This window comes from Spirochaeta isovalerica, assembly GCF_014207565.1.
Taxonomy (GTDB): domain Bacteria; phylum Spirochaetota; class Spirochaetia; order DSM-2461; family DSM-2461; genus Spirochaeta_F; species Spirochaeta_F isovalerica.
The window spans coordinates 90,416-108,441 of record NZ_JACHGJ010000002.1 but is presented as its reverse complement, the minus strand read 5'-3'; the positions used below and the strand labels follow the sequence as shown (position 1 = coordinate 108,441).

Sequence of the window (18,026 nt, the reverse complement as noted above, 5' to 3'; positions counted from 1 at the left end):
GCTTCCAAAGAAATCATGGACTTTGCCGAACTTGGGCTCTATACTCGAAGGATGAAACTCTTATCCCGATCGAAATGGATTCTATTCCTGTTTTTCCTGCTTTTTACTTCAATCATTATCTCAGCCAAGGAACCCCTGCATATCAGCGACTGGGAAATAGCGCCTATGGAATCGGTCGCGGTCATTCCTCAGGGCGGCTGGGAACCGCAGAAGCTCAGAGGATCGTTTTCTCTCGATTCCAAGATTGCAGCAATTAAGACAGAAATTGTCATATCATCGGATTTCCAAGGAAGGAAGCCGACATTATCCATCGGACGTTTTGAAGAAGGATGGCGCTGTTATTTAAACGGATCGCTTATCGCCCAGGAAGGTTTTCTGGAAAACTCGAACACTCCGACTCTCAGTACCATGAAACTGGCTCTTATTCCCGAAGGGTTGATCCGCTGGGATCAGAAAAATACCATAGTCATCGCCCTATTTAACGATGGAGGGAAATTCAGTATAGAGCAACCTTTTCTGGATCATTTCGACTCGATTTATCCTCAAAAGAAGCTCTCCGATTTTCTCAACATTTACATCTACCTGGCTTTCTCACTCATGTCCGGTTTTATTTTCCTCTATTACATGATGCGCTTTCTGATGAACCGGAACGATCGTGCAAGTTTGTATTTCGCTCTGGCCAATCTGGTCCTGACAGTTTATTTCTTCCAGATGGGAGCTGATTTTCCGACTTTCCCCCATCAGCAGTTCTACCGACTCTCAAAGAGCCTGCTGCCTTTTTTCTTTATGTTTCTGACTCTCTTTTTTCTGGAGTACTTTCAAACTTTTAACAATCGGATCGTCAAGGGAATCGTGATTGTCCCGGGAGTGCTCGGCTGTCTGGCCATGCTGGTTTTCGGCACCACATCCTATGCTGTAAAAGATTTTTTCAACCTGTCACTGCTGCCCGGCGTGATAGAGCTTCTCCTCATGGGAGGAATCTCTATAAGTGCCGTTATCAAGGGTAATCGTCTGGCTATTCCCATACTGGCCGGTGTTCTGGTGGGTATAATTTCCGGAGTCATTGATGCATCCTATTCTCTGCAGAGAATCGTACCCCTTTTTTTCACACAGGGTTTCGGAATTCTGTTCTTTGATATTTCAATGTTTATGACTCTGGCATATGAGGGAATTACAATCGCGAAAAACCTGGACAGGACCTCCCGCGACAATCTTGCCAAGACTGAAAAACTGATGAACTTTCTCAATGAAATGAGTAATGCTTCCCAGGTTCTGGCCGGTATGAACAGGAATTTAAGCAGTCATGTCCGAAAGGCATCGGACCGGACAGAGGAACTGAAAGTGGAGAATGCCGCCATTGCAGGAGCAGTTGAGAATCAATTTCTCAGGATTAAGGAAAACACCGATGCCATTACAAAAGTTTTATCGGAGTTTGAAAATCTGCAGTTTCAGATCTCTACCCAGGACAGCAATATCAAAGAGACTTCGGCTGTAACAATAGAGCTTCTGGAATCTTTTGATAAGACAGTGGATGACCTGAAACGGACGACTGATTTCACAGAGAACCTGCGCAAGTCAGCTGTTTCCGCCGAAAGCCGCCTTCGGGATTCGACTAAAATCATAGAGAGTATTCAGGAAAAATCCAGAGCGATTACTTCCATTATCGACGCCATGAACGATATAGCCGAGAGAACCAACCTTCTGGCCATGAATGCGTCCATAGAGGCAGCACATGCCGGAGCGGCCGGTCGGGGATTTTCTGTTGTGGCTCAGGAAATCAAAAAGCTCGCTTCCAATTCCGCATCAAAAGCAGCTGAAGTTTTTGATACGATAGACCAGATAAGCAATCTTATCAGCTCCGGTGTCAATTCAAACGAATCCGTAAAGAAAGCCCTCTCATCAATGGCTGAAGATACGGAATCCGCTCTTGATCAAATCTCCCGGATCTACAGGTCCACTCTGGAGGAAAAAACATCGGGCAGCCGGATTATCGATTCCATGCACTCCCTCATGGATTTTTCCACCCGGCTGGACGAGCTGACCAGAGAACAGGAGAAGTCGGGGAGATCCGTTGAGGCGGGGCTGCAGAACCTCGTTTCTCTCTCCGAAGGGGTGCGGGATTCTGTGGAAAAAACAATGGCTGGAAATGCCGATCTTGCACAGCTGATAAACAACATTAAGGATGTCGCCGATGAATCAGCTGAAGAATCCGGGCGCCTGAACTCGCTTCTGACAAGGGAATAATAGATATAAACACACAACAATTACAACTGCCTACATATACTAGCCGCATCTAACTCTTTTGAGTATCTTATGATGAAAGAAACTCTCAGGAGAGAATCATGAAGAAACAAACATATTTATTCATCATATTTATCTTTACAACAACTGTTTATCTCTTTTCTCAAACGCTGTACGGCAACGCGGGATCACAGATAAAAGCGGATGATTTCGGGATTTTTTACGAGCCCTGGGCTATGACATTTCTTCCCGACGGAAGGCTTCTCATAACTGAAAAACCGGGAAATCTCTATATATATGATACGCAATCGGAAAAAAGAATAAAAGTCTCAGGAACACCGTCAGTCGCATATGGTGGCCAGGGCGGCCTGGGAGATGTCATTCTGCACCCCGACTATGAAGATAACGGTCTAATATATCTTTCATTTGCCGAATCGGGATCAGCGGGAAGAAGAGGCGCCGCCGTGGCGAAAGCCGCTCTTCAGATCAATCAATCTGCAGCAGAGCTCAAAGATCTGGAAATTATCTGGCGCCAGGACCCCAAAGCGACAGGAAGCGGCCATTATTCCCATCGCCTCGCCTTTGATTCCCGTGGCTATCTTTTTATTACTTCCGGAGAAAGGCAGAAACAGACTCCCGCTCAGGACTGGACGGGAAACCTGGGCAAGATAATCCGGCTGAATGATGACGGGACAATCCCTCCCGACAACCCTTTTCAGAACAAAGGCGAGCTGGCCAAATCGTTCTGGACAGTCGGTCACCGCAATATGCTTGGAATTACCTTTGACGGGAATGGCCGTTTATGGGTTCACGAAATGGGTCCCCGCCATGGCGATGAATTGAATCTGATTATCAAAGGTGATAATTATGGCTGGCCGCTTGTCTCCTGGGGAAACCAGTACTCCGGTGCCGACATTCCCGACCACGATACGAGGCCGGAATTCCATACTCCAGAGGCATACTGGGTTCCCAGCATTGCTCCTTCGGGACTTGTCATTTATTCGGGAGATCTGTTCGCAGACTGGCGGGGCGATGCCATCATCGGGGGCCTGGTGTCGAAAGCTCTTATCCGTGTGAAACTATCGGGACCGGCAGCTGATGAGATCGAAAGATTTGATATGGGAACCCGGATCAGAGAAGTGGAACAGGGGCCTGATGGCGCGCTATGGATTCTGGAAGACGGAAGAAATGCCCGGCTGCGCAGGCTGACTCCCCCGGATTGAGTTCATCATGAAGGGAAATCGGGGATCCGGGCTTATCACTTTCTCAATAGTGCTCAATCGGAATATTCCATAACAAGTGTTGTATATAGGGTTATTTTAATATTTTTTCTTGAATCAACCAGTTTTATAGATTATCTTCCCTATATGAATGAACAATCAGCAAATGTAAAGAAAGGCATTTTAAGATATTACGGCGAGTACAATGTAAAAGATATGATCGCCATGATAAGGAATAATAAAAAAACCCCTGAAATATGTGAAAAGTCCTTTAAGGGCAAATTTGTCATTATCACGGGGGCGACTTCGGGGATAGGTTACCATACAGCCCATAAGTATGCCTCTATGGGTGCCGAATTACTACTGATCAACCGGAACAGGGAAAAGTCGGAACAATTATGCAAGAATCTCATAGATGCCTACAGTATCAAATGCAGCTATCTGCTGACTGACTTCAGCGATCTTCATCAGGTTACCTCTCTGGCGGAGGCGATTATCTCACTCAACCGGAAGGTCGATGTTCTCATTCACAATGCCGGTATTTACCTGAATCATAAGGTTTTGACCGATCAGGGATTGGAAACGGTATTCACCGTCAACCACTTATCTTCCTTTTTATTGAATGACCTTTTATTACCCATGTTTAAAAAACAGAAAAGCGGACGCATTATCCTTGTGAACTCCGAGGGTCACCGCTTTGCCATGTGGGGTCTTCGGACAGAGGATCTGAACTGGAAAAAACGCCATTATTCCGGACTGGGAAGCTATGGCTCGGCAAAACTGGCTCAGCTTCTGACAATGCTTATTTTCGCAGAAGAGCTGAAGGGAACAGGAGTAACCATAAACGCCATGCATCCCGGTGCCGTAAAAACAGAATCAGGCAAGGAAAATGACCGTTTTTACAAATGGTACAAAGAAAAAATCATCGAGAGAAATTTCAGATCGGCCGGATTGTCCTCCGAAGCGATCTACTATCTCGGCGCAGCGGAAGAAGTGGCTGAAGCAAACGGCAAATTCTTTAATCTGACGACCCTGGAAGCCCCTGCACCGCCGGCTCTGGACAGACTGGCGGCAGATGAAATTTTCAAGATAAGCAGAGAACTGGTCAGTTTCGCCCGGACTAGTAAAAAGAAGGCGGCGGAGGAAACAATTCATCACGGATAGGTTCAAGCTCTTCCCATGTATCGATGCTTTCCGGGATACGTTTTAATATAATGGGGTTCATCGCCGGATCGGGATGCTGAATGTTATTGGACGGTCTGTTTAAAAAAGACCGCGAGGCGCCGAGGACTAACTGCTCGGAAAAATCTTTTACATTTCCCGCGATCAGGTCTTCTGAGTAGACCTGCAGATCATATTCGAAAATTTCACGGCGGGCGATGTAGATCTCCCCTTTAAGAAATCCCGAAATATTCAGATGCACAGAGACACCGGGGAAACCATCATGGTCGGGATCTGTTAAAGCGGCGTCATCGGGATCTTTAGATAGAGGCAGATATGGATCTCCCTTTATCCCCATCAAAACAGGTGTGGCAGGCCGGAATAATTTCCAGACTCCGTCAACAAACTCCAGCCGGACTTCAGACATGCTGTCCTCCATGGACTGAACGGCCAGATCCGAAATATAGGATGTGGTGTTTTTCTGGTTCAAAACCTGTTCGGCATGGATAAAGCGGTTTGAAAGATAGAGCTTTCCGTCCTCGACAAAAATATCCGTGAAACCGTAGGAAATAATAAAAGTCCGCATGGGAGCCCTAGTCGTGACATCTTCATAGGAAACGATATCGTAATGGGCATAATGACCGCTAATCTGTTCCATTATCTCTTCTCTTGTCCCGGCGAGATCCGGAGAGACTTCAAGATCAATATGATCATAGAGCGTACCTTCCGGCCATGGAGCCGTCTCCATGCTCTTTCGTACCATAAAAAAAAGAAAGAGAATAATGAGAGAGATGATTAATATAATTAATTGGGCCTTTCCCGTTTTCTTATCTGCCATAAACATGATGTTCCTTAGTAATTATTACTATTTATTTGTCGGAAAGGCAAAGATTATTTCTCAGTCTCATGAATTTGTCATGACTTTTTTAATCAAACTATAAATTATTGAGACATTGCTCCGGAGGACTCTTGTCTGCATGGCAAATTCTCCATCTCTCTCCCACCGGAATTCTTCACGGATAATCCCGATATGATCGGAATAGTCCATAAGGAGTGTTTCCTGCTTATCTTCAAATTCATAGAGAAACAGCGAATGGCTCTCCGGCTGTCCTTTTTTTTCCACAATTATCTTCAATTCATCAGGAGAAAGTTTATCATCTTTTATCAGACAATCGAGAACATGAACCAGAACAACGGCAACATACTTATTCAAGAGATTCTCCATAGAGGGGTCATCTGTTTCAAAGGGATAGTAAGTAAAATTGACAATTATCTCCGGCAGGACATCATTAGGGAGATCAATTGTAGAGCTGAAAAATTCCTCATGGATAGATAAAATGGTGCCGATCGATTGTGTTTCATAATCCTGAATCATTTCATCTGTAAGTGAAATTTCCGGAAAATCTGAAGCGAATACAGAGAAAACAGATAGAAGAAATATAGTAAAACCGGAAAACAACCGCATATTTTAAGGTTCAGAGATCTTTACGTTTTTTGCAATCAATTTTCGAACCGTTCCCGTTCTGCTCGCACAGCACTAAAGGCGCGTAGTTTTTCCCCGGGAATGTATGACCTTCACCTTTTCGATTCCCGAATCCCCTCTTGCCTGTCGAACGTTATAGGCCATAAAAGGCGCCATCAGAGGCCAGTCAATGGGAGATTTGATGGCATCCACAGGGCATTTCATTTCACAATAAAAACAGAAAAGACAATTATTCCCCCAATCGGGCCTGCCCTTATCCTTAATACCGATATTGCCGGTCGGGCATATTCTGACACACAATCCGCAGGATGTGCATTTGTCTTTTTGCGCTTTAAACAGGCGGCTGTATATATTTTTCACAAAGAGCTCTTTGGTCATTAAGCTCTCGAGGCTGAAAATCACACCGTCAGACCGATCTTTTGCGTAATCTGCTGATAGTTTCTTTTCCCAATTGTCCACTATTTCCTGAGCGAAGCGGTATGCGCTTTCCATTTCAGCTTCAGTGGGGGAATCGGGGGAAAACAGAAAGCCGCGCTTTATATAACCTATAAAATAATCAGCCCCTTTGAACTTCCCGGAACCGATATTCCTGCCGCCTTTCCGCCTGAGGACTTTATTCACAGTATTCATGGATGTCCCCGGTTTGGTTCCATAGAGAGAGAAAAGAAAAAAAGCCATTCCTTTGAGGTCGGGAAGTTTTCTGATGAACTGCATAACATTAAAAGGAGGACGGTAGAAGTAAACCGGAAAACCCAGGCCGATTATGTCATAGGCATTCAAATCCGGCAGGACATCATCGGTAATATTAAACAGATCTACAGCAAACTGCTTTTCACTCATTCCCTTCTCTATCCGCCGGGAGATAGAGAGTGTTGTTCCGCCTTGTGAAAAATAAGCGATCAGAACTTTTTTCATAATCGCCTCACTTAATTTCCTTTAGACCGAGGATCGTTTCATCCTTTATAATTTCCAGGAATTCTCTCATCCCGTTAAATGCCGTCTCTCTGTCCTTGCCTTCGACGGCAAGAAAAAGGATAGAGTCGTTCTTATCTATGATACCGATATTATGAACCCCGAGAAGTCTGTTCAGATTGTGTTTTACAGCAATCTCCTTCGCTTTTTGATTTAGTATTTCTTCAGCATCGGGCTTAAGGGTGTAAAGTTTGATTTTGCTGTAATCAGGCAGTTGTTTCCCCGGGTATTTCGCTTTTCCGTGGTGAATCAATATTGTCCCTGTCGAGTCGGAAAGTGTTTTGTGAAAATCATTGTAAAGTGCGTTGTGATTCAACCCTTCGGTGAGAATAAAAACGGCTAGGGAATCGTTCATCAGAACCTCCTGAAATTGGCGGATTGTATTAATGAACTATACTCTGATACCAGTCTATTCTCAATGAAATGGGGATAGTAGTTTACTTTTTTGGAAAGCGGCACTAATATGAAACTAGTTACAACAACCATTGTCTTTTTATAGGACAATAGGTTCATCTCTCAAGTAACAAGCCGGGCCACCGGCAAAAAAGGAGTTATCGTGAAAGATAAAAAAACAAAAAGAGGGTTTCTTCGATTGAAGAAACGGACAATCTCCATTGCGGGCTTTTCCATCATCCTGCTCGCGGGGATATTCGCCATTTCCACCCTGCTTTCATCCTGTTCATCCTCCCCTTCGGGATTGGTTACGGTCGATGAACGGCCGGCGCGGGTCGAGTTTACCCTGATTGAAACAACCGATGTTCACGGGGCATTTTTCCCTTATGACTTTAAAACCGGTCAGGAAAAAAGCACCAGCCTTTCTCATGTTTCCACCATTGTGAAACAAAAAAGACAGGAAGGAGAAGTTCTTCTCGTAGACGACGGAGATATCCTCCAGGGTCAGCCGATTATCTATTACTACAATTTTATGAAAACGGATGTACCGAACCCTGTTTCCCAGATGTATGATTATATGGGATATGACGCTATCGCAGTTGGGAACCACGATGTAGAAACCGGTCATGCCGTTTATGACAAAGTCAATGATGAATTTACAGGCGCAAAATTCCTTTCAGCCAATATTGTAAAGAAAAGCGACGGAACACCCTGGTTCGATCCCTACACGGTTGTAGAAAAAGGCGGTCTGAAAATAGCCATCCTCGCTCTGACGGAACCCGGATTTGTTAAAAACTTCCCGGAAATCCTCTACGAAGGATGCATGGTGGAAGACATGATCGTTTCCGCTGAGAAATGGGTTAAAATAATTGAAGAGAAAGAAATGCCCGATATGATCATCGGCCTATTTCACTCAGGCGTGGATTACACATACGGTGGCAACGAAGCCGATACCCCTAAAAACGAAAATGCCTCACAGCTGATTGCTGAGACTGTTGACGGAATAGATCTGGTACTCGTCGGCCATGACCATCAGGGATGGGAAGGCCAGGGATGGGATCCCGTCGCCAAGGCGCCTGTTGATATCAAATCTCCTTCCGGTAAAATCGTTCCCATATGGGGCGGATTGAACGACTGCCGCAAAATTCCCGTTCTCGACATTGTCGCGACGCTGAACGGAGACGAATATGATTTCGACATTACAGGAGAACTTGTAGATCCTACAGGAATAACACCGGATCCGGAATTCCTCTCAAAATTCGCATCCTATTCTGAAGACGCGAAAGAATGGCTCTCGACAAAAATAGGTTCCATGAACGGAAGCATAAACTCTATGGATTCCATGTTCGGCGATTCAGCCTTTGTAGATCTGATTCATAATCTTCAGCTTGCTGTTACACGCGATCCCGCAAACGAGCTGAATCCCGCCCAGGTCAGCTTCTGCGCTCCCCTTTCTTCCAACGCCGTATTGCCTTCCAGTAATGACGGAACAATTACGGTAGCCGATATGTTCACTCTCTACAGATATGAAAACTGGCTCTACACAATGGATTTGACCGGTTCTCAGATAAAAGGGTTCCTGGAAGATTCCTATGGAAACTGGATGAATCAGATGACATCTGAAAATGACCACCTTATGGGCTTCTCCCTTGACAGCGATGGTAAGATTGTCATGGATGCCAGAAGCAATCTGCCCCAGACGAAAACACGTTACTACAACTATGATTCAGCACAGGGAATCAATTACACCGTTGATGTAACCAAACCCGCAGGAAGCCGGATTAGTATAACAACTCTGTCCGATGGAACTGCCTTCGATATGAATAAGACCTATTCAGTGGCCATAAACTCTTACAGAGCGATGGGCGGTGGTGGTCTTCTGGCCAGAGGAGCGGGGATTTCCGCGGAAGATCTTCTATCTATGAAGTATGTTACTTCAGCGACCACCAGAGACCTTCGTTATTACCTCACAGAGTGGTTCCAGAAGAACTCCGGAACTCCTGTGAAGCCTGTTAAAGACGGAAACTGGAAAGTCATACCCGAAAACTTTGCCGCTGCCGGAGAAAAAACCGACAGAGCGCTGATGTATCCCTGATAATTTCTATGCACCGGGATTCCGGTGCGTAGCGGTTCCGCCTGTTTTCAGACGAAAACGGGCGGACGCTTTTCAACTGCCGTAGATATCAATCCCAAACTCAAGTTTATGCGGGGCCCCTACCGATAGGGCAGTATGTACATCGTTCCCGATTTGCTGGAACGGCAATTTCCACAGATGAGCCGGGGGTACTTTGCCCTTAAGGGATTTCCCCCAGAAGATAAGCTGAATATTCTCTGTAACTGGATCTGTTATGAAATGACTGTAAACCGGAGAAGCTGGTTATCAATCAGAGAAGAACTGATGCTCGATGATGACAATACACTGGAAAAGTACTTCCTAAAAGTCACAGGCTTCACTCCCGCTGATTTTTCATTACAGATGAAAAAAATACAATCATAATAAGATTTTCTCTTCCCGTTGATTTTGTAAAGTTAAAAATCACACTGTTTTAATTTTTGAAAGATTATAATAAAGGCAGTGCGATTTTAATAACCGTTCCTTCGTTAGTGCGGCTCTCCGCATGTATGGATCCGTCATGTTCCCGTACGATTCCGTAGACTGAGGAAAGCCCCAGACCTATGCCTTTGCCCTGTGCTTTCGTTGAAAAAAAGGGGTCGAAGATTTTATCCAGATCCTCTTCGGCAATACCTGTGCCGTTATCCTCTACATTGATTTCAACATAGTTGATACTTTCATCGGAAGCCTCGTCCAGGTATTCAATTTCAGCTCCCGGCAGGATCGTGTAATTAATTTTTACTGTACCGCTTTTATCAAAAGACTGAACGGCGTTATCAATGAGATTTGAAAAGGCATCTGACAATAGATTGATATCCCCAAACAGTTCAATTTTTTGATTACTTAATATCTGAATATCCACTTTTTTTCCGGAATAACCTTTCACTGATTCAGCTGATACTTTTAGAACGTCCCTGATATTAATCTTCGATTTCTCCAGCATAAAGTTATTTCTCGAATAGGAAAGCAGATCATCGATTATACCGGAAGCCTTTTTCAGCGATGTCCTTATTATGTCCAGGTAACGGTCTTTCGCATCGTCGTCTTTCGCGGTTTTTATAAGTTCAGAAGCGCCCATGATGGCTGAGTGAATGTTATTGAACTGATGGGCCACTCCTCCGGTGACCCTCCCGATCGCTTCGAGCTTACCCTGCTGAGCCAGCTTATCTTCCAGAATAGCCTGTTTCCGATTCTGCTGAACAAGATATCTCACAAGAAAAAGACCGAAGATGAGAAGAACGGAAACAACCAGAATATACAGGAAATACTGTCTTCTGACGGATTCGAAAGTGTTTCTATAATCTGTTTCCAATGCTATGAAAAATGGATAGCCCATTATTTTATATGTGGATAGATTAATATTATCCTCTGAATTCTCGAAGTTTCCACCCGCAGTCTGATCATTATCAATCGCGCTGAACAGGATGTTGTAATTCTGATCGAGTATGGCAATCTGAGAAAAGTTATACATGGACATAATTTCGTCAAAGCTGAGGATTTCCTCAATGTTAACACTGCACACAAAGACATTTTGCACCTGATCAAGAGAATCGAAGACAGCGCGGCTTATCAAGAAGCTGGAAGTGTTTTTTGAATCGGCCGTAATATTGGAACGAATTAGATTGTCTTTGTGTAAATTGAAGATATTCCCCAAACTTTCCTCAAGAAGAGGATTCTCTGTCCGGGAACTGTAATTCAGGCCATCTTTATCAAAGATATACAGGTCATAAATATTCAAATATTTCAGTCTGAAATCTTTGATAATTGCTGAAACATCCATTTCGCTTTTATCCCGCATTAGCTGAATTTCCTGTTCCAGAAGATCCAGAATCATTTCCGATTTTTCAAGGATTTTAGAAATGTCGTTTGCCAGAACTATCGAGTTGTATTCCGTATCTGCATTCATTTGTTCGAGAACAACATCCTGATTGCTCCTGTAGAGAAAGCAGATCAGCAGGTAAACCGATACCATCAGAAGAATGTAAATGAGAAAAGGATATTTCGGAACCAGCGTTTTTTCTCTCATAGTCTATTGGTTAATCTCATTACGCAGCTCCTGCTGATGGCTCAAAAGCATTTCTTTCGCCCGGCTAAGATCCGCAGACTGAGGATAGACAATTATGACACCGTTCTGTTCTGCAGTCCGGCGGGCTTTAATCTGAGCGTCTTCGGCTTCAATCCTCTGTTCCACAGCCACTTCATTCCATGTTGAGATTATCGTCTCCCGGACATCATCGGAAATTTTATCCCAGAACCGTCTTGAAATCATGGGAACATACTGGGGAAAATATTCATTATCGACAAAGGCGTATTTAACCCCGTACGTCCATAAGTCCGCACTTTTTACAGTTTCAAATGTAGTGAGTAGACCGTCAATCGTTCCTTTCTTCAAATGAAGGGGGACATCGGACCAGGCGATAATGACACCGTCCGCCCCCAGCAGCTCAATCCTGCGTTTATTCATGATGCCACCGGCGACCCTTATGGTTTTTCCTTCAAAATCACTGAAATCACTGATTCTGTTTCCGCCTGTTGTAAAGACAATCGCATGACCGAGATCCATCCAGGCACCGGGAATTATGACATTGAGATCATCTTCTATTTTTGATATTAATTCTCTGCCTGATTCAGAGCTGATATAGGAGTAATTATATTCTTTCTCTTCACCGAAGAACTCGGGAAGAAGAAAATAACTGATCTCCGGAATAAAGGCGCTCACATGCCACGTCCCGGGAACAGCCATCTCAACCTTTCCTGAATAAAGGGCGTTTATCACTTCCTGATCCCTGTACATCGTTCCGGAATGATAGAATTCGATATTTATCGCACCTCCGGTTCTCTCCTTCAGCAACTCAACGAATTTCATAACATATTTTGTCTGGACGTGATCTTTCTTGTTCTCAATGGAAATCCTCAGTAGAGGTTTCGGCTGGGCAATGCCGTTGACATTAATAAATATGAGCAGGAACAGGAATGCAAATAAGTGTTTATCTTTGATATCAGGTATCATTTGTATTTTCCTATATGAGAAATTTAAAAGATGGGTATCCATTAATCAAATTTAAAAAATCAGTTCAGAAGGAGGTTAATAACCGATTTCTTTTCTATAATTAATTTTATGAGTAAACCATAAGGAGTCGCGGATGGAGATTTTATTGATTTCGGGGTTGGTTGTTTTTTTAGGAAGGATACTTCAGGACCTCGCATTCAATTTTAAAATTGAGATGTTCAACAGAGGAAAGCTGTCGGGTGTTTTCGGAATCAATTTCATTGAAAGCATAATAGGAATGTACGTTATAGCCATGGTCGTCCAGTACATAGGAGAGGATCCGAGGCTGTTGATTTTTCTGGGACTGGGATCGGCAGTGGGGGGAATAACCGTAATTAAAATCCGCGACCGTATCAATAGAAAGAAGATCGGAATGCGACAATACTATGCAAGGATTTCATTTACGGGCAACAGCGACCTGGTTGAGACGCTTGGAAAAGACGGCTTTATTTTTACTGTTGAAGAGAGGGAATTCACTGACGGCATAAAAAGAACCGTCCTGGAGGGATCTCTTTTGAACAGAGCCCGTAAAGAGCGTCTGAAAAAACATCTGGACAGCCGGCCAGATCTATTTGTTACGATAATTCCCGCCCGTGAAGTTTATGTGGTTTAATTGATTATTCACCGGGGGAAGAAATTATCAAATCCTCAGTATCCTTAAGGATAAACTGATTTTTCTGAGAATATGCCGATAATATAAAACGCATCCTTGCCAATTCTACAATCCATAAACTATGATTATTCCAATGGAAAAGCATCTTCTGATTGCAGCACAGCTCATCCTTTTTCTTACTTCATCTCTTTTCTCCGCAGAGTCATCGTGGCATGTGGATTTAAACGACTACCCGCTCTATGTGAAATACGGTTTCGAAAAATCCGATACAGTGGCGTTTCCCGATGAAGACAGTGGAAAATGGGCTGTTCTGCCGGCGGGAGGTAGAGGCGGAAGGATAGCAAGACCGATCGACCTTGATATACCTGAAATTCACGATCCGGAGTTTATGTCTTTCAGAACTCTTGATCTGCAGGAATTAACCTACGCAATCCCTTTTTCTTTGAAAATTCCTTCGGGCATAGATGTGCCTGGTATCCATCTGGCTGCTCTGGGCGATAACTGGGAGATCTATCTGAATGGAAAACTGATCCGTTCGGCCATGGACCTGGGCAGCGATGGACGAATAGCAATCCACCATTCCCGCCGCGATATTTTCTTTCCCGTTGAGCGGACACTTTTCAACAACGGGAAGAATCTGCTGGTCATACATTTTGTGTTTGATCCCTCATTCGAGTCAAACGGGTTTCATCAGGCCTATCCCTACTATTTCGATACCTTCGAGAATATCAGTGATGCAAACTCATCTCTGCTCACTTTCGCCCTGTTGATACTTTATCTGTTTATGGGGATCTACCATATCTTTCTCTATTTCTCCGAAAAAAACTATCGCTACAATCTGTTCTACGGTTTGTTCTCGTCCGATCTCTTTCTTTATCTCTTCATGCGGACCCGGGTGGTATACAACCTGATTGCCGATACGCAAATCGTCTTTAAAATTGAACTTATCAGCCTTTTCGGAATACTCCCGGCCGTAGCCGCCTTTCTTCAGTTGGTCCAGAACAACAAAGTTAACAGGCTTACTAAAATCTATTCCGTTTTTTGTGCCATACTGGCCGTTTCCGTCATTTTTACACCGGCAAATATCAATCTTGATATTCTCCGGATCTGGCAGATCATCAGCCTGGTCATGATCCTCTACATTTTCCTGTATCTCATACTATGGCAGTTTATTTCCGCTGTCCGGCGGCGCTGGAAGCGATTGGAAAATCTGAAAAAAAAGCAGTCGCGCTTTTCCGTATTTATGCAAACCATATACAAAACAGCAATCGGAAACCTTCTTATCGGGAGCTTTATCCTCGTCGGTACGGCAGTTTTTGATATTCTCGATTCGCTTTTTTTCCAGACGGATCTGATCCTGACGAATTACGGGTTCCTGGTCTTTACTTTGGGCAGTGCTTTCATTCTCGCTAACCGTTTCGCTTTTATGAACAAACAGACGGCAAGGCTCAATCTCTCCCTGGAGAAAAAGATTCTGGAAGTGGAACAGGCATCGGAGCAATCGAAAATTGCGGAAAAAAAATACCGCAGCCTTTTCCAGGGCCACAGCGATGCCGTGTTGCTTCTCGGCGAAGACTTATCCGTACTGGATGGCAACAAAGCCGGAATCAAACTTCTGGGTACTACTAAAAATAAGCTGAGAGACATCAACCTTCTCCAATACCTGGCTGCTGATGAGAAAAACAGCACCCATGCCCGTAACCTCTTCAAGGTGAAATTCAGGGAACTGATGAAAACCGGAAAACCGACAGAGCTGAAAATGCGCTTCTCCGGGAAAATGGGGGAAAAACAAGCAGTACAGGTCCGTCTGGAATTAATTAAGTCTCTCTCTGCGGGAAACCAGATATTGTTCAGAGGTAATATTCTTCAGGAAGATACCCTGGTAAACTACTTCGTCGGTGAAAAAGTTCAGTACAGAATAAGCAATTCCTTTCCACTGACTGAAGACATCAGCCGGCGGATCACCGCCAACCTGTCCCGATATATGGACAAAGGGGATGCGGAAGTTCTCTATATCGGCCTGAGAGAAATAATCATTAACGCCGTGGAGCACGGCAATCTGCACATCTCCTTCGACGATAAAACCCGAGCCCAATCGGAGGGGCGTTATATAGAATTTCTGATGGAACGGCAGAAAATGAAGGAATACCGGGACAAGAAAGTTAAAATCGAAGCGACCATAACCCGGGAGAAAGTCCTTTACCGCATAGCCGATGAAGGTCCGGGTTTCGATCATAAGGCATTTCTGAATGCGGCTCTCAACTCAAAAAACGAAACTCTGGCCCACGGCAGGGGAATCGTCATGACCCTACAGCTTTTTGATTCAGTCACCTATAACGAAAAGGGTAACGAGGTGACTCTGATCAAAGAGCTTCAAAAATAGGGATTTTCCCTTGGTCGCAACGACACGCTGGCTCTTAAGGTGGGAGACAAGATAACTCTCTCTGTTTCTCACGAGATGCTCGGGGAACTTACCGGTGAACTGACTGTCCCTCCGGTTATTGATAATCTGTCGGTTGAACCGCCATTGGTTATGGGGGAGCCGAATAGAAACAAAACTTATTTGTTAACCTGGGACAATCCCCATAGCGCAGCTTCAGAAATCAGAGCATATAGAGCTGATGAAAGGAAGAAAGAGCTGGACAGTTACGGACAGTCGATTTTTGAATCCTTCCATCAATGGGACCCCTGGGAACTTCAGGAGGATGGAAGACGTAGAAGAATCGGGCGGGTTTGGTCCGGATCGATAAATATACAAAGCTCTCTCCTGTTGACGAAGCATAACAACAGTTATACATTAGGTTCAGGAGAGTTTTTTGCCGCCGAAAGTACAGTTTTCCAGAGAACAGATTGTAGATACCGCTTTTAATATCGCCAGAGAAAGCGGGATCGCCTCGCTGACCGTGAGAAAAGTAGCCGCACGACTCGGCTGTTCTGTCGCCCCCATTTATGTGAATTTCAACAAAAGCGATGATCTGATAGATGCCGTTATGGATAAAATCAAACAGTTATCCTGGGAATACTCCACAGGATCTTACACGGATATCGGCTTTTTCAACATTGGAATCGGACAGCTCCTCTTCGTAAGGGACAATCCCCGTCTGTTTCTGGAACTTGTCAATTCCGATTACATCTGCTCCGATATGGAAAAAGATGTAGAACAGCAGATGGTCGACATCATGATGAAAGACAGAATGCTCGACGGCCTCTCAAGAGAAGACAACAGAAAACTGCTCCTTCAGATGTCTATTTTCACAAACGGTCTTTCTCTTGAGCTTCTTAAAGAAAACAGCCGCCTTTCCCTGGAGGGAGCTCTTTCCATTCTGGAAGAAACGGCCCATCAGCTCATCCATTCCTTCAAGACCGATTTCAGAAGCTCTTTTACACCCTACTCTCCGATAAACATACCGAAATGATATTTTGCTTGACCATTAAATAACAACTGTTATATATTAATTCCATAGATAACACTTGTTATATAAAAGAGGTTATATGAGAATTACTTTAGTAAATGGAATACAGAAAGGTCCTGAGTGGGAAAATCACCGTCAATCGCTCTCTGGTTTATACAATGAAATGAAGCAGAACCATTCTGTGGATTATTTTCCCATAGCCGATATGAAAATGGCCCATTGTCAGGGTTGCTGGGATTGCTGGACCAAAACTCCCGGAATATGCCGGTTGAAAGATGACGGCGTGGATTACCTGAAAAGCCTGATTAATTGCGACCTTCTTCTTTTCGCTTCTCCTGTAACTGCTGGCTTCCTCACTTCGGAAACGAAAAAGGCCCTGGACCGGTTCATCCCCGAAGCTCTGCCTTTTATCGGAATCTATGATAAAGAGTGCCACCATTTACCCCGGTATCCCCATAAGAAATTTGTCGGGTTCATTCTGCTGGATCAAGGTGACATAGAGGGAAAAGCCAGAGAACTGATTGAAGAATCCATAGACCGAAACGCGCTTAACATGCGGCCTCGAAAGATGCTTAAACTCAATCTGACTAACAACAATGCCAAGGAGATCATCCGTGAAATTAATAGTCTTTAACGGATCCCCGCGGGGACAGAAATCCAACTCGACCAGAATGATTCCCTGGATATTAAAGGAAGCGGCCGATGACATCTGCTACCTGAATAAAAGTTCCCTATACGATACTTATCTCCGAAAAGCGAAGACCGCGGATTCCTTTCTTTTTGTTTTTCCCCTTTATGTTGACAGCATGCCTGGAATAACAAAAGCCTATTTCGAAGCGATGGAACAGCACAAGACCGACTTTGCGGGAAAACCGGTCTATTTCGTTATACACAGCGGCTTTCCCGAGATGGTTCAAAGCAAAGCGCTTAGTCACTACAACGCCTATTTCGCCACTGAAATCATGGGGATGGATTACAAAGGCACCGTTATAATCGGTGGAAGTGAATCCATGCAGATGGCTCCTGATCAGGCATTCAGAAAACTTCAGATTAATCTGAAGCTGGTCGGACAGGCTATTAAAGAGTATAAAAATCTTCCGGAAGACATAAATATACGAATAAATAAAAGAGAGAGGTTGTCGGGTTTCCGGAGATTTCTTTTCCGGATCACTCCTGGACCCCTAAAGAATTTTTACTGGCATTACCGGGCCGGACAGCATGGAGAAAAAATCGATTTGAAGGGCAGACCTTACGGGTGAACGATGATATCAAAAGGTTTGTGAGTTACCCGCCTGAAGAAAAGTATGGCAATCTCTCAAAACGGCTTTATAATTTCTGTTAAAGGGTCCGGTAATGTAATCCTCCGGA

Annotated in this window: 17 protein-coding genes; 11 read left to right on the top strand and 6 right to left on the bottom strand. The window is 44.2% G+C overall.

Annotated features, from left to right (window positions below):
- The first annotated feature begins 51 nt into the window (after positions 1 to 51).
- The 3 genes from HNR50_RS05395 (at position 52) to HNR50_RS05385 (ending at position 4,625) form a co-directional block, all read left to right on the top strand.
- A complete protein-coding gene (locus HNR50_RS05395) occupies positions 52 to 2,244 on the top strand; it encodes a methyl-accepting chemotaxis protein (RefSeq protein ID WP_184744666.1) in 2,193 nt (730 codons plus the stop codon).
- 98 nt (positions 2,245 to 2,342) lie between these two features.
- Positions 2,343 to 3,464, top strand: coding sequence for a PQQ-dependent sugar dehydrogenase (locus HNR50_RS05390; RefSeq protein ID WP_184744664.1), 1,122 nt, complete (start codon positions 2,343 to 2,345; stop codon positions 3,462 to 3,464).
- A 144-nt stretch (positions 3,465 to 3,608) separates the two neighbouring features.
- Positions 3,609 to 4,625: an SDR family NAD(P)-dependent oxidoreductase gene (locus HNR50_RS05385; RefSeq protein WP_184744662.1), complete on the top strand. Its 1,017-nt coding sequence runs from the start codon at positions 3,609 to 3,611 to the stop codon at positions 4,623 to 4,625.
- Here HNR50_RS05385 and HNR50_RS05380 read toward each other — a convergent pair.
- The 4 genes from HNR50_RS05380 to HNR50_RS05365 all read right to left on the bottom strand — a co-directional run bounded on the left by HNR50_RS05380 (position 4,582) and on the right by HNR50_RS05365 (position 7,432).
- A complete protein-coding gene (locus HNR50_RS05380) occupies positions 4,582 to 5,460 on the bottom strand; it encodes a hypothetical protein (RefSeq protein ID WP_184744660.1) in 879 nt (292 codons plus the stop codon). The two genes, HNR50_RS05385 and HNR50_RS05380, sit on opposite strands and share 44 nt — an antisense overlap.
- 66 nt (positions 5,461 to 5,526) lie before the next feature.
- The gene (locus tag HNR50_RS05375) at positions 5,527 to 6,081 is read right to left on the bottom strand and encodes a hypothetical protein (protein ID WP_184744658.1); all 555 of its coding nucleotides are present in this window, start codon (positions 6,079 to 6,081) and stop codon (positions 5,527 to 5,529) included.
- 78 nt (positions 6,082 to 6,159) lie between these two features.
- Positions 6,160 to 7,020, bottom strand: coding sequence for an EFR1 family ferrodoxin (locus tag HNR50_RS05370; protein WP_184744656.1), 861 nt, complete (start codon positions 7,018 to 7,020; stop codon positions 6,160 to 6,162).
- 7 nt (positions 7,021 to 7,027) lie between these two features.
- The gene (locus HNR50_RS05365; RefSeq protein WP_184744654.1) at positions 7,028 to 7,432 is read right to left on the bottom strand and encodes a molybdenum cofactor biosynthesis protein MoaE; all 405 of its coding nucleotides are present in this window, start codon (positions 7,430 to 7,432) and stop codon (positions 7,028 to 7,030) included.
- A 201-nt stretch (positions 7,433 to 7,633) separates the two neighbouring features.
- Between HNR50_RS05365 and HNR50_RS05360 the strand changes: the two genes are divergently transcribed.
- Positions 7,634 to 9,565 (top strand): 5'-nucleotidase C-terminal domain-containing protein, encoded by a 1,932-nt coding sequence (locus tag HNR50_RS05360; RefSeq protein ID WP_221439808.1) that lies wholly within the window; start codon positions 7,634 to 7,636, stop codon positions 9,563 to 9,565.
- 135 nt (positions 9,566 to 9,700) lie between these two features.
- Positions 9,701 to 9,967: a hypothetical protein gene (locus HNR50_RS05355; RefSeq protein ID WP_184744652.1), complete on the top strand. Its 267-nt coding sequence runs from the start codon at positions 9,701 to 9,703 to the stop codon at positions 9,965 to 9,967.
- Positions 9,968 to 10,031: 64 nt separating this feature from the next.
- Here the strand turns inward: HNR50_RS05355 and HNR50_RS05350 are convergent, their stop codons facing one another.
- Complete coding sequence (locus HNR50_RS05350) at positions 10,032 to 11,609, bottom strand: ATP-binding protein (protein WP_184744651.1); 1,578 nt, start codon at positions 11,607 to 11,609, stop codon at positions 10,032 to 10,034.
- A gap of 3 nt (positions 11,610 to 11,612) precedes the next feature.
- Positions 11,613 to 12,593 (bottom strand): TRAP transporter substrate-binding protein DctP, encoded by a 981-nt coding sequence (dctP, locus tag HNR50_RS05345; RefSeq protein ID WP_184744649.1) that lies wholly within the window; start codon positions 12,591 to 12,593, stop codon positions 11,613 to 11,615.
- A gap of 133 nt (positions 12,594 to 12,726) precedes the next feature.
- Here dctP and HNR50_RS05340 point away from each other — a divergent pair, with 133 nt between their 5' ends.
- The 6 genes from HNR50_RS05340 to HNR50_RS05315 all read left to right on the top strand — a co-directional run bounded on the left by HNR50_RS05340 (position 12,727) and on the right by HNR50_RS05315 (position 17,917).
- Positions 12,727 to 13,245: a hypothetical protein gene (locus tag HNR50_RS05340; protein ID WP_184744647.1), complete on the top strand. Its 519-nt coding sequence runs from the start codon at positions 12,727 to 12,729 to the stop codon at positions 13,243 to 13,245.
- A gap of 133 nt (positions 13,246 to 13,378) precedes the next feature.
- Positions 13,379 to 15,628: an ATP-binding protein gene (locus tag HNR50_RS05335; RefSeq protein ID WP_184744645.1), complete on the top strand. Its 2,250-nt coding sequence runs from the start codon at positions 13,379 to 13,381 to the stop codon at positions 15,626 to 15,628.
- Between the two features lie 39 nt (positions 15,629 to 15,667).
- The gene (locus HNR50_RS05330) at positions 15,668 to 16,114 is read left to right on the top strand and encodes a hypothetical protein (protein WP_184744644.1); all 447 of its coding nucleotides are present in this window, start codon (positions 15,668 to 15,670) and stop codon (positions 16,112 to 16,114) included.
- Positions 16,062 to 16,661, top strand: a complete 600-nt coding sequence (locus HNR50_RS05325) for a TetR/AcrR family transcriptional regulator (protein WP_184744642.1) — start codon at positions 16,062 to 16,064, stop codon at positions 16,659 to 16,661. The genes HNR50_RS05330 and HNR50_RS05325 overlap by 53 nt, the downstream gene beginning before the upstream one ends.
- Before the next feature lie 76 nt (positions 16,662 to 16,737).
- Positions 16,738 to 17,292, top strand: a complete 555-nt coding sequence (locus HNR50_RS05320; protein WP_184744640.1) for a flavodoxin family protein — start codon at positions 16,738 to 16,740, stop codon at positions 17,290 to 17,292.
- On the top strand, positions 17,273 to 17,917 hold the full coding sequence (locus HNR50_RS05315; protein ID WP_184744638.1) for an NAD(P)H-dependent oxidoreductase: 645 nt from the start codon (positions 17,273 to 17,275) through the stop codon (positions 17,915 to 17,917). The genes HNR50_RS05320 and HNR50_RS05315 overlap by 20 nt, the downstream gene beginning before the upstream one ends.
- The last annotated feature ends 109 nt before the right edge of the window (positions 17,918 to 18,026 follow it).

Bases quoted from the DNA above. Each gene is read 5' to 3' on its own strand.
- HNR50_RS05395 (WP_184744666.1), top strand. From the start codon at position 52: ATGAAACTCTTATCCCGATCGAAATGGATTCTATTCCTGTTTTTCCTG.
- HNR50_RS05390 (WP_184744664.1), top strand. From the start codon at position 2,343: ATGAAGAAACAAACATATTTATTCATCATATTTATCTTTACAACAACT.
- HNR50_RS05385 (WP_184744662.1), top strand. From the start codon at position 3,609: ATGAATGAACAATCAGCAAATGTAAAGAAAGGCATTTTAAGATATTAC.
- HNR50_RS05380 (WP_184744660.1), bottom strand. From the start codon at position 5,460: ATGGCAGATAAGAAAACGGGAAAGGCCCAATTAATTATATTAATCATC.
- HNR50_RS05370 (WP_184744656.1), bottom strand. From the start codon at position 7,020: ATGAAAAAAGTTCTGATCGCTTATTTTTCACAAGGCGGAACAACACTC.
- HNR50_RS05365 (WP_184744654.1), bottom strand. From the start codon at position 7,432: ATGAACGATTCCCTAGCCGTTTTTATTCTCACCGAAGGGTTGAATCAC.
- HNR50_RS05355 (WP_184744652.1), top strand. From the start codon at position 9,701: ATGTACATCGTTCCCGATTTGCTGGAACGGCAATTTCCACAGATGAGC.
- HNR50_RS05350 (WP_184744651.1), bottom strand. From the start codon at position 11,609: ATGAGAGAAAAAACGCTGGTTCCGAAATATCCTTTTCTCATTTACATT.
- dctP (WP_184744649.1), bottom strand. From the start codon at position 12,593: ATGATACCTGATATCAAAGATAAACACTTATTTGCATTCCTGTTCCTG.
- HNR50_RS05340 (WP_184744647.1), top strand. From the start codon at position 12,727: ATGGAGATTTTATTGATTTCGGGGTTGGTTGTTTTTTTAGGAAGGATA.
- HNR50_RS05335 (WP_184744645.1), top strand. From the start codon at position 13,379: ATGGAAAAGCATCTTCTGATTGCAGCACAGCTCATCCTTTTTCTTACT.
- HNR50_RS05320 (WP_184744640.1), top strand. From the start codon at position 16,738: ATGAGAATTACTTTAGTAAATGGAATACAGAAAGGTCCTGAGTGGGAA.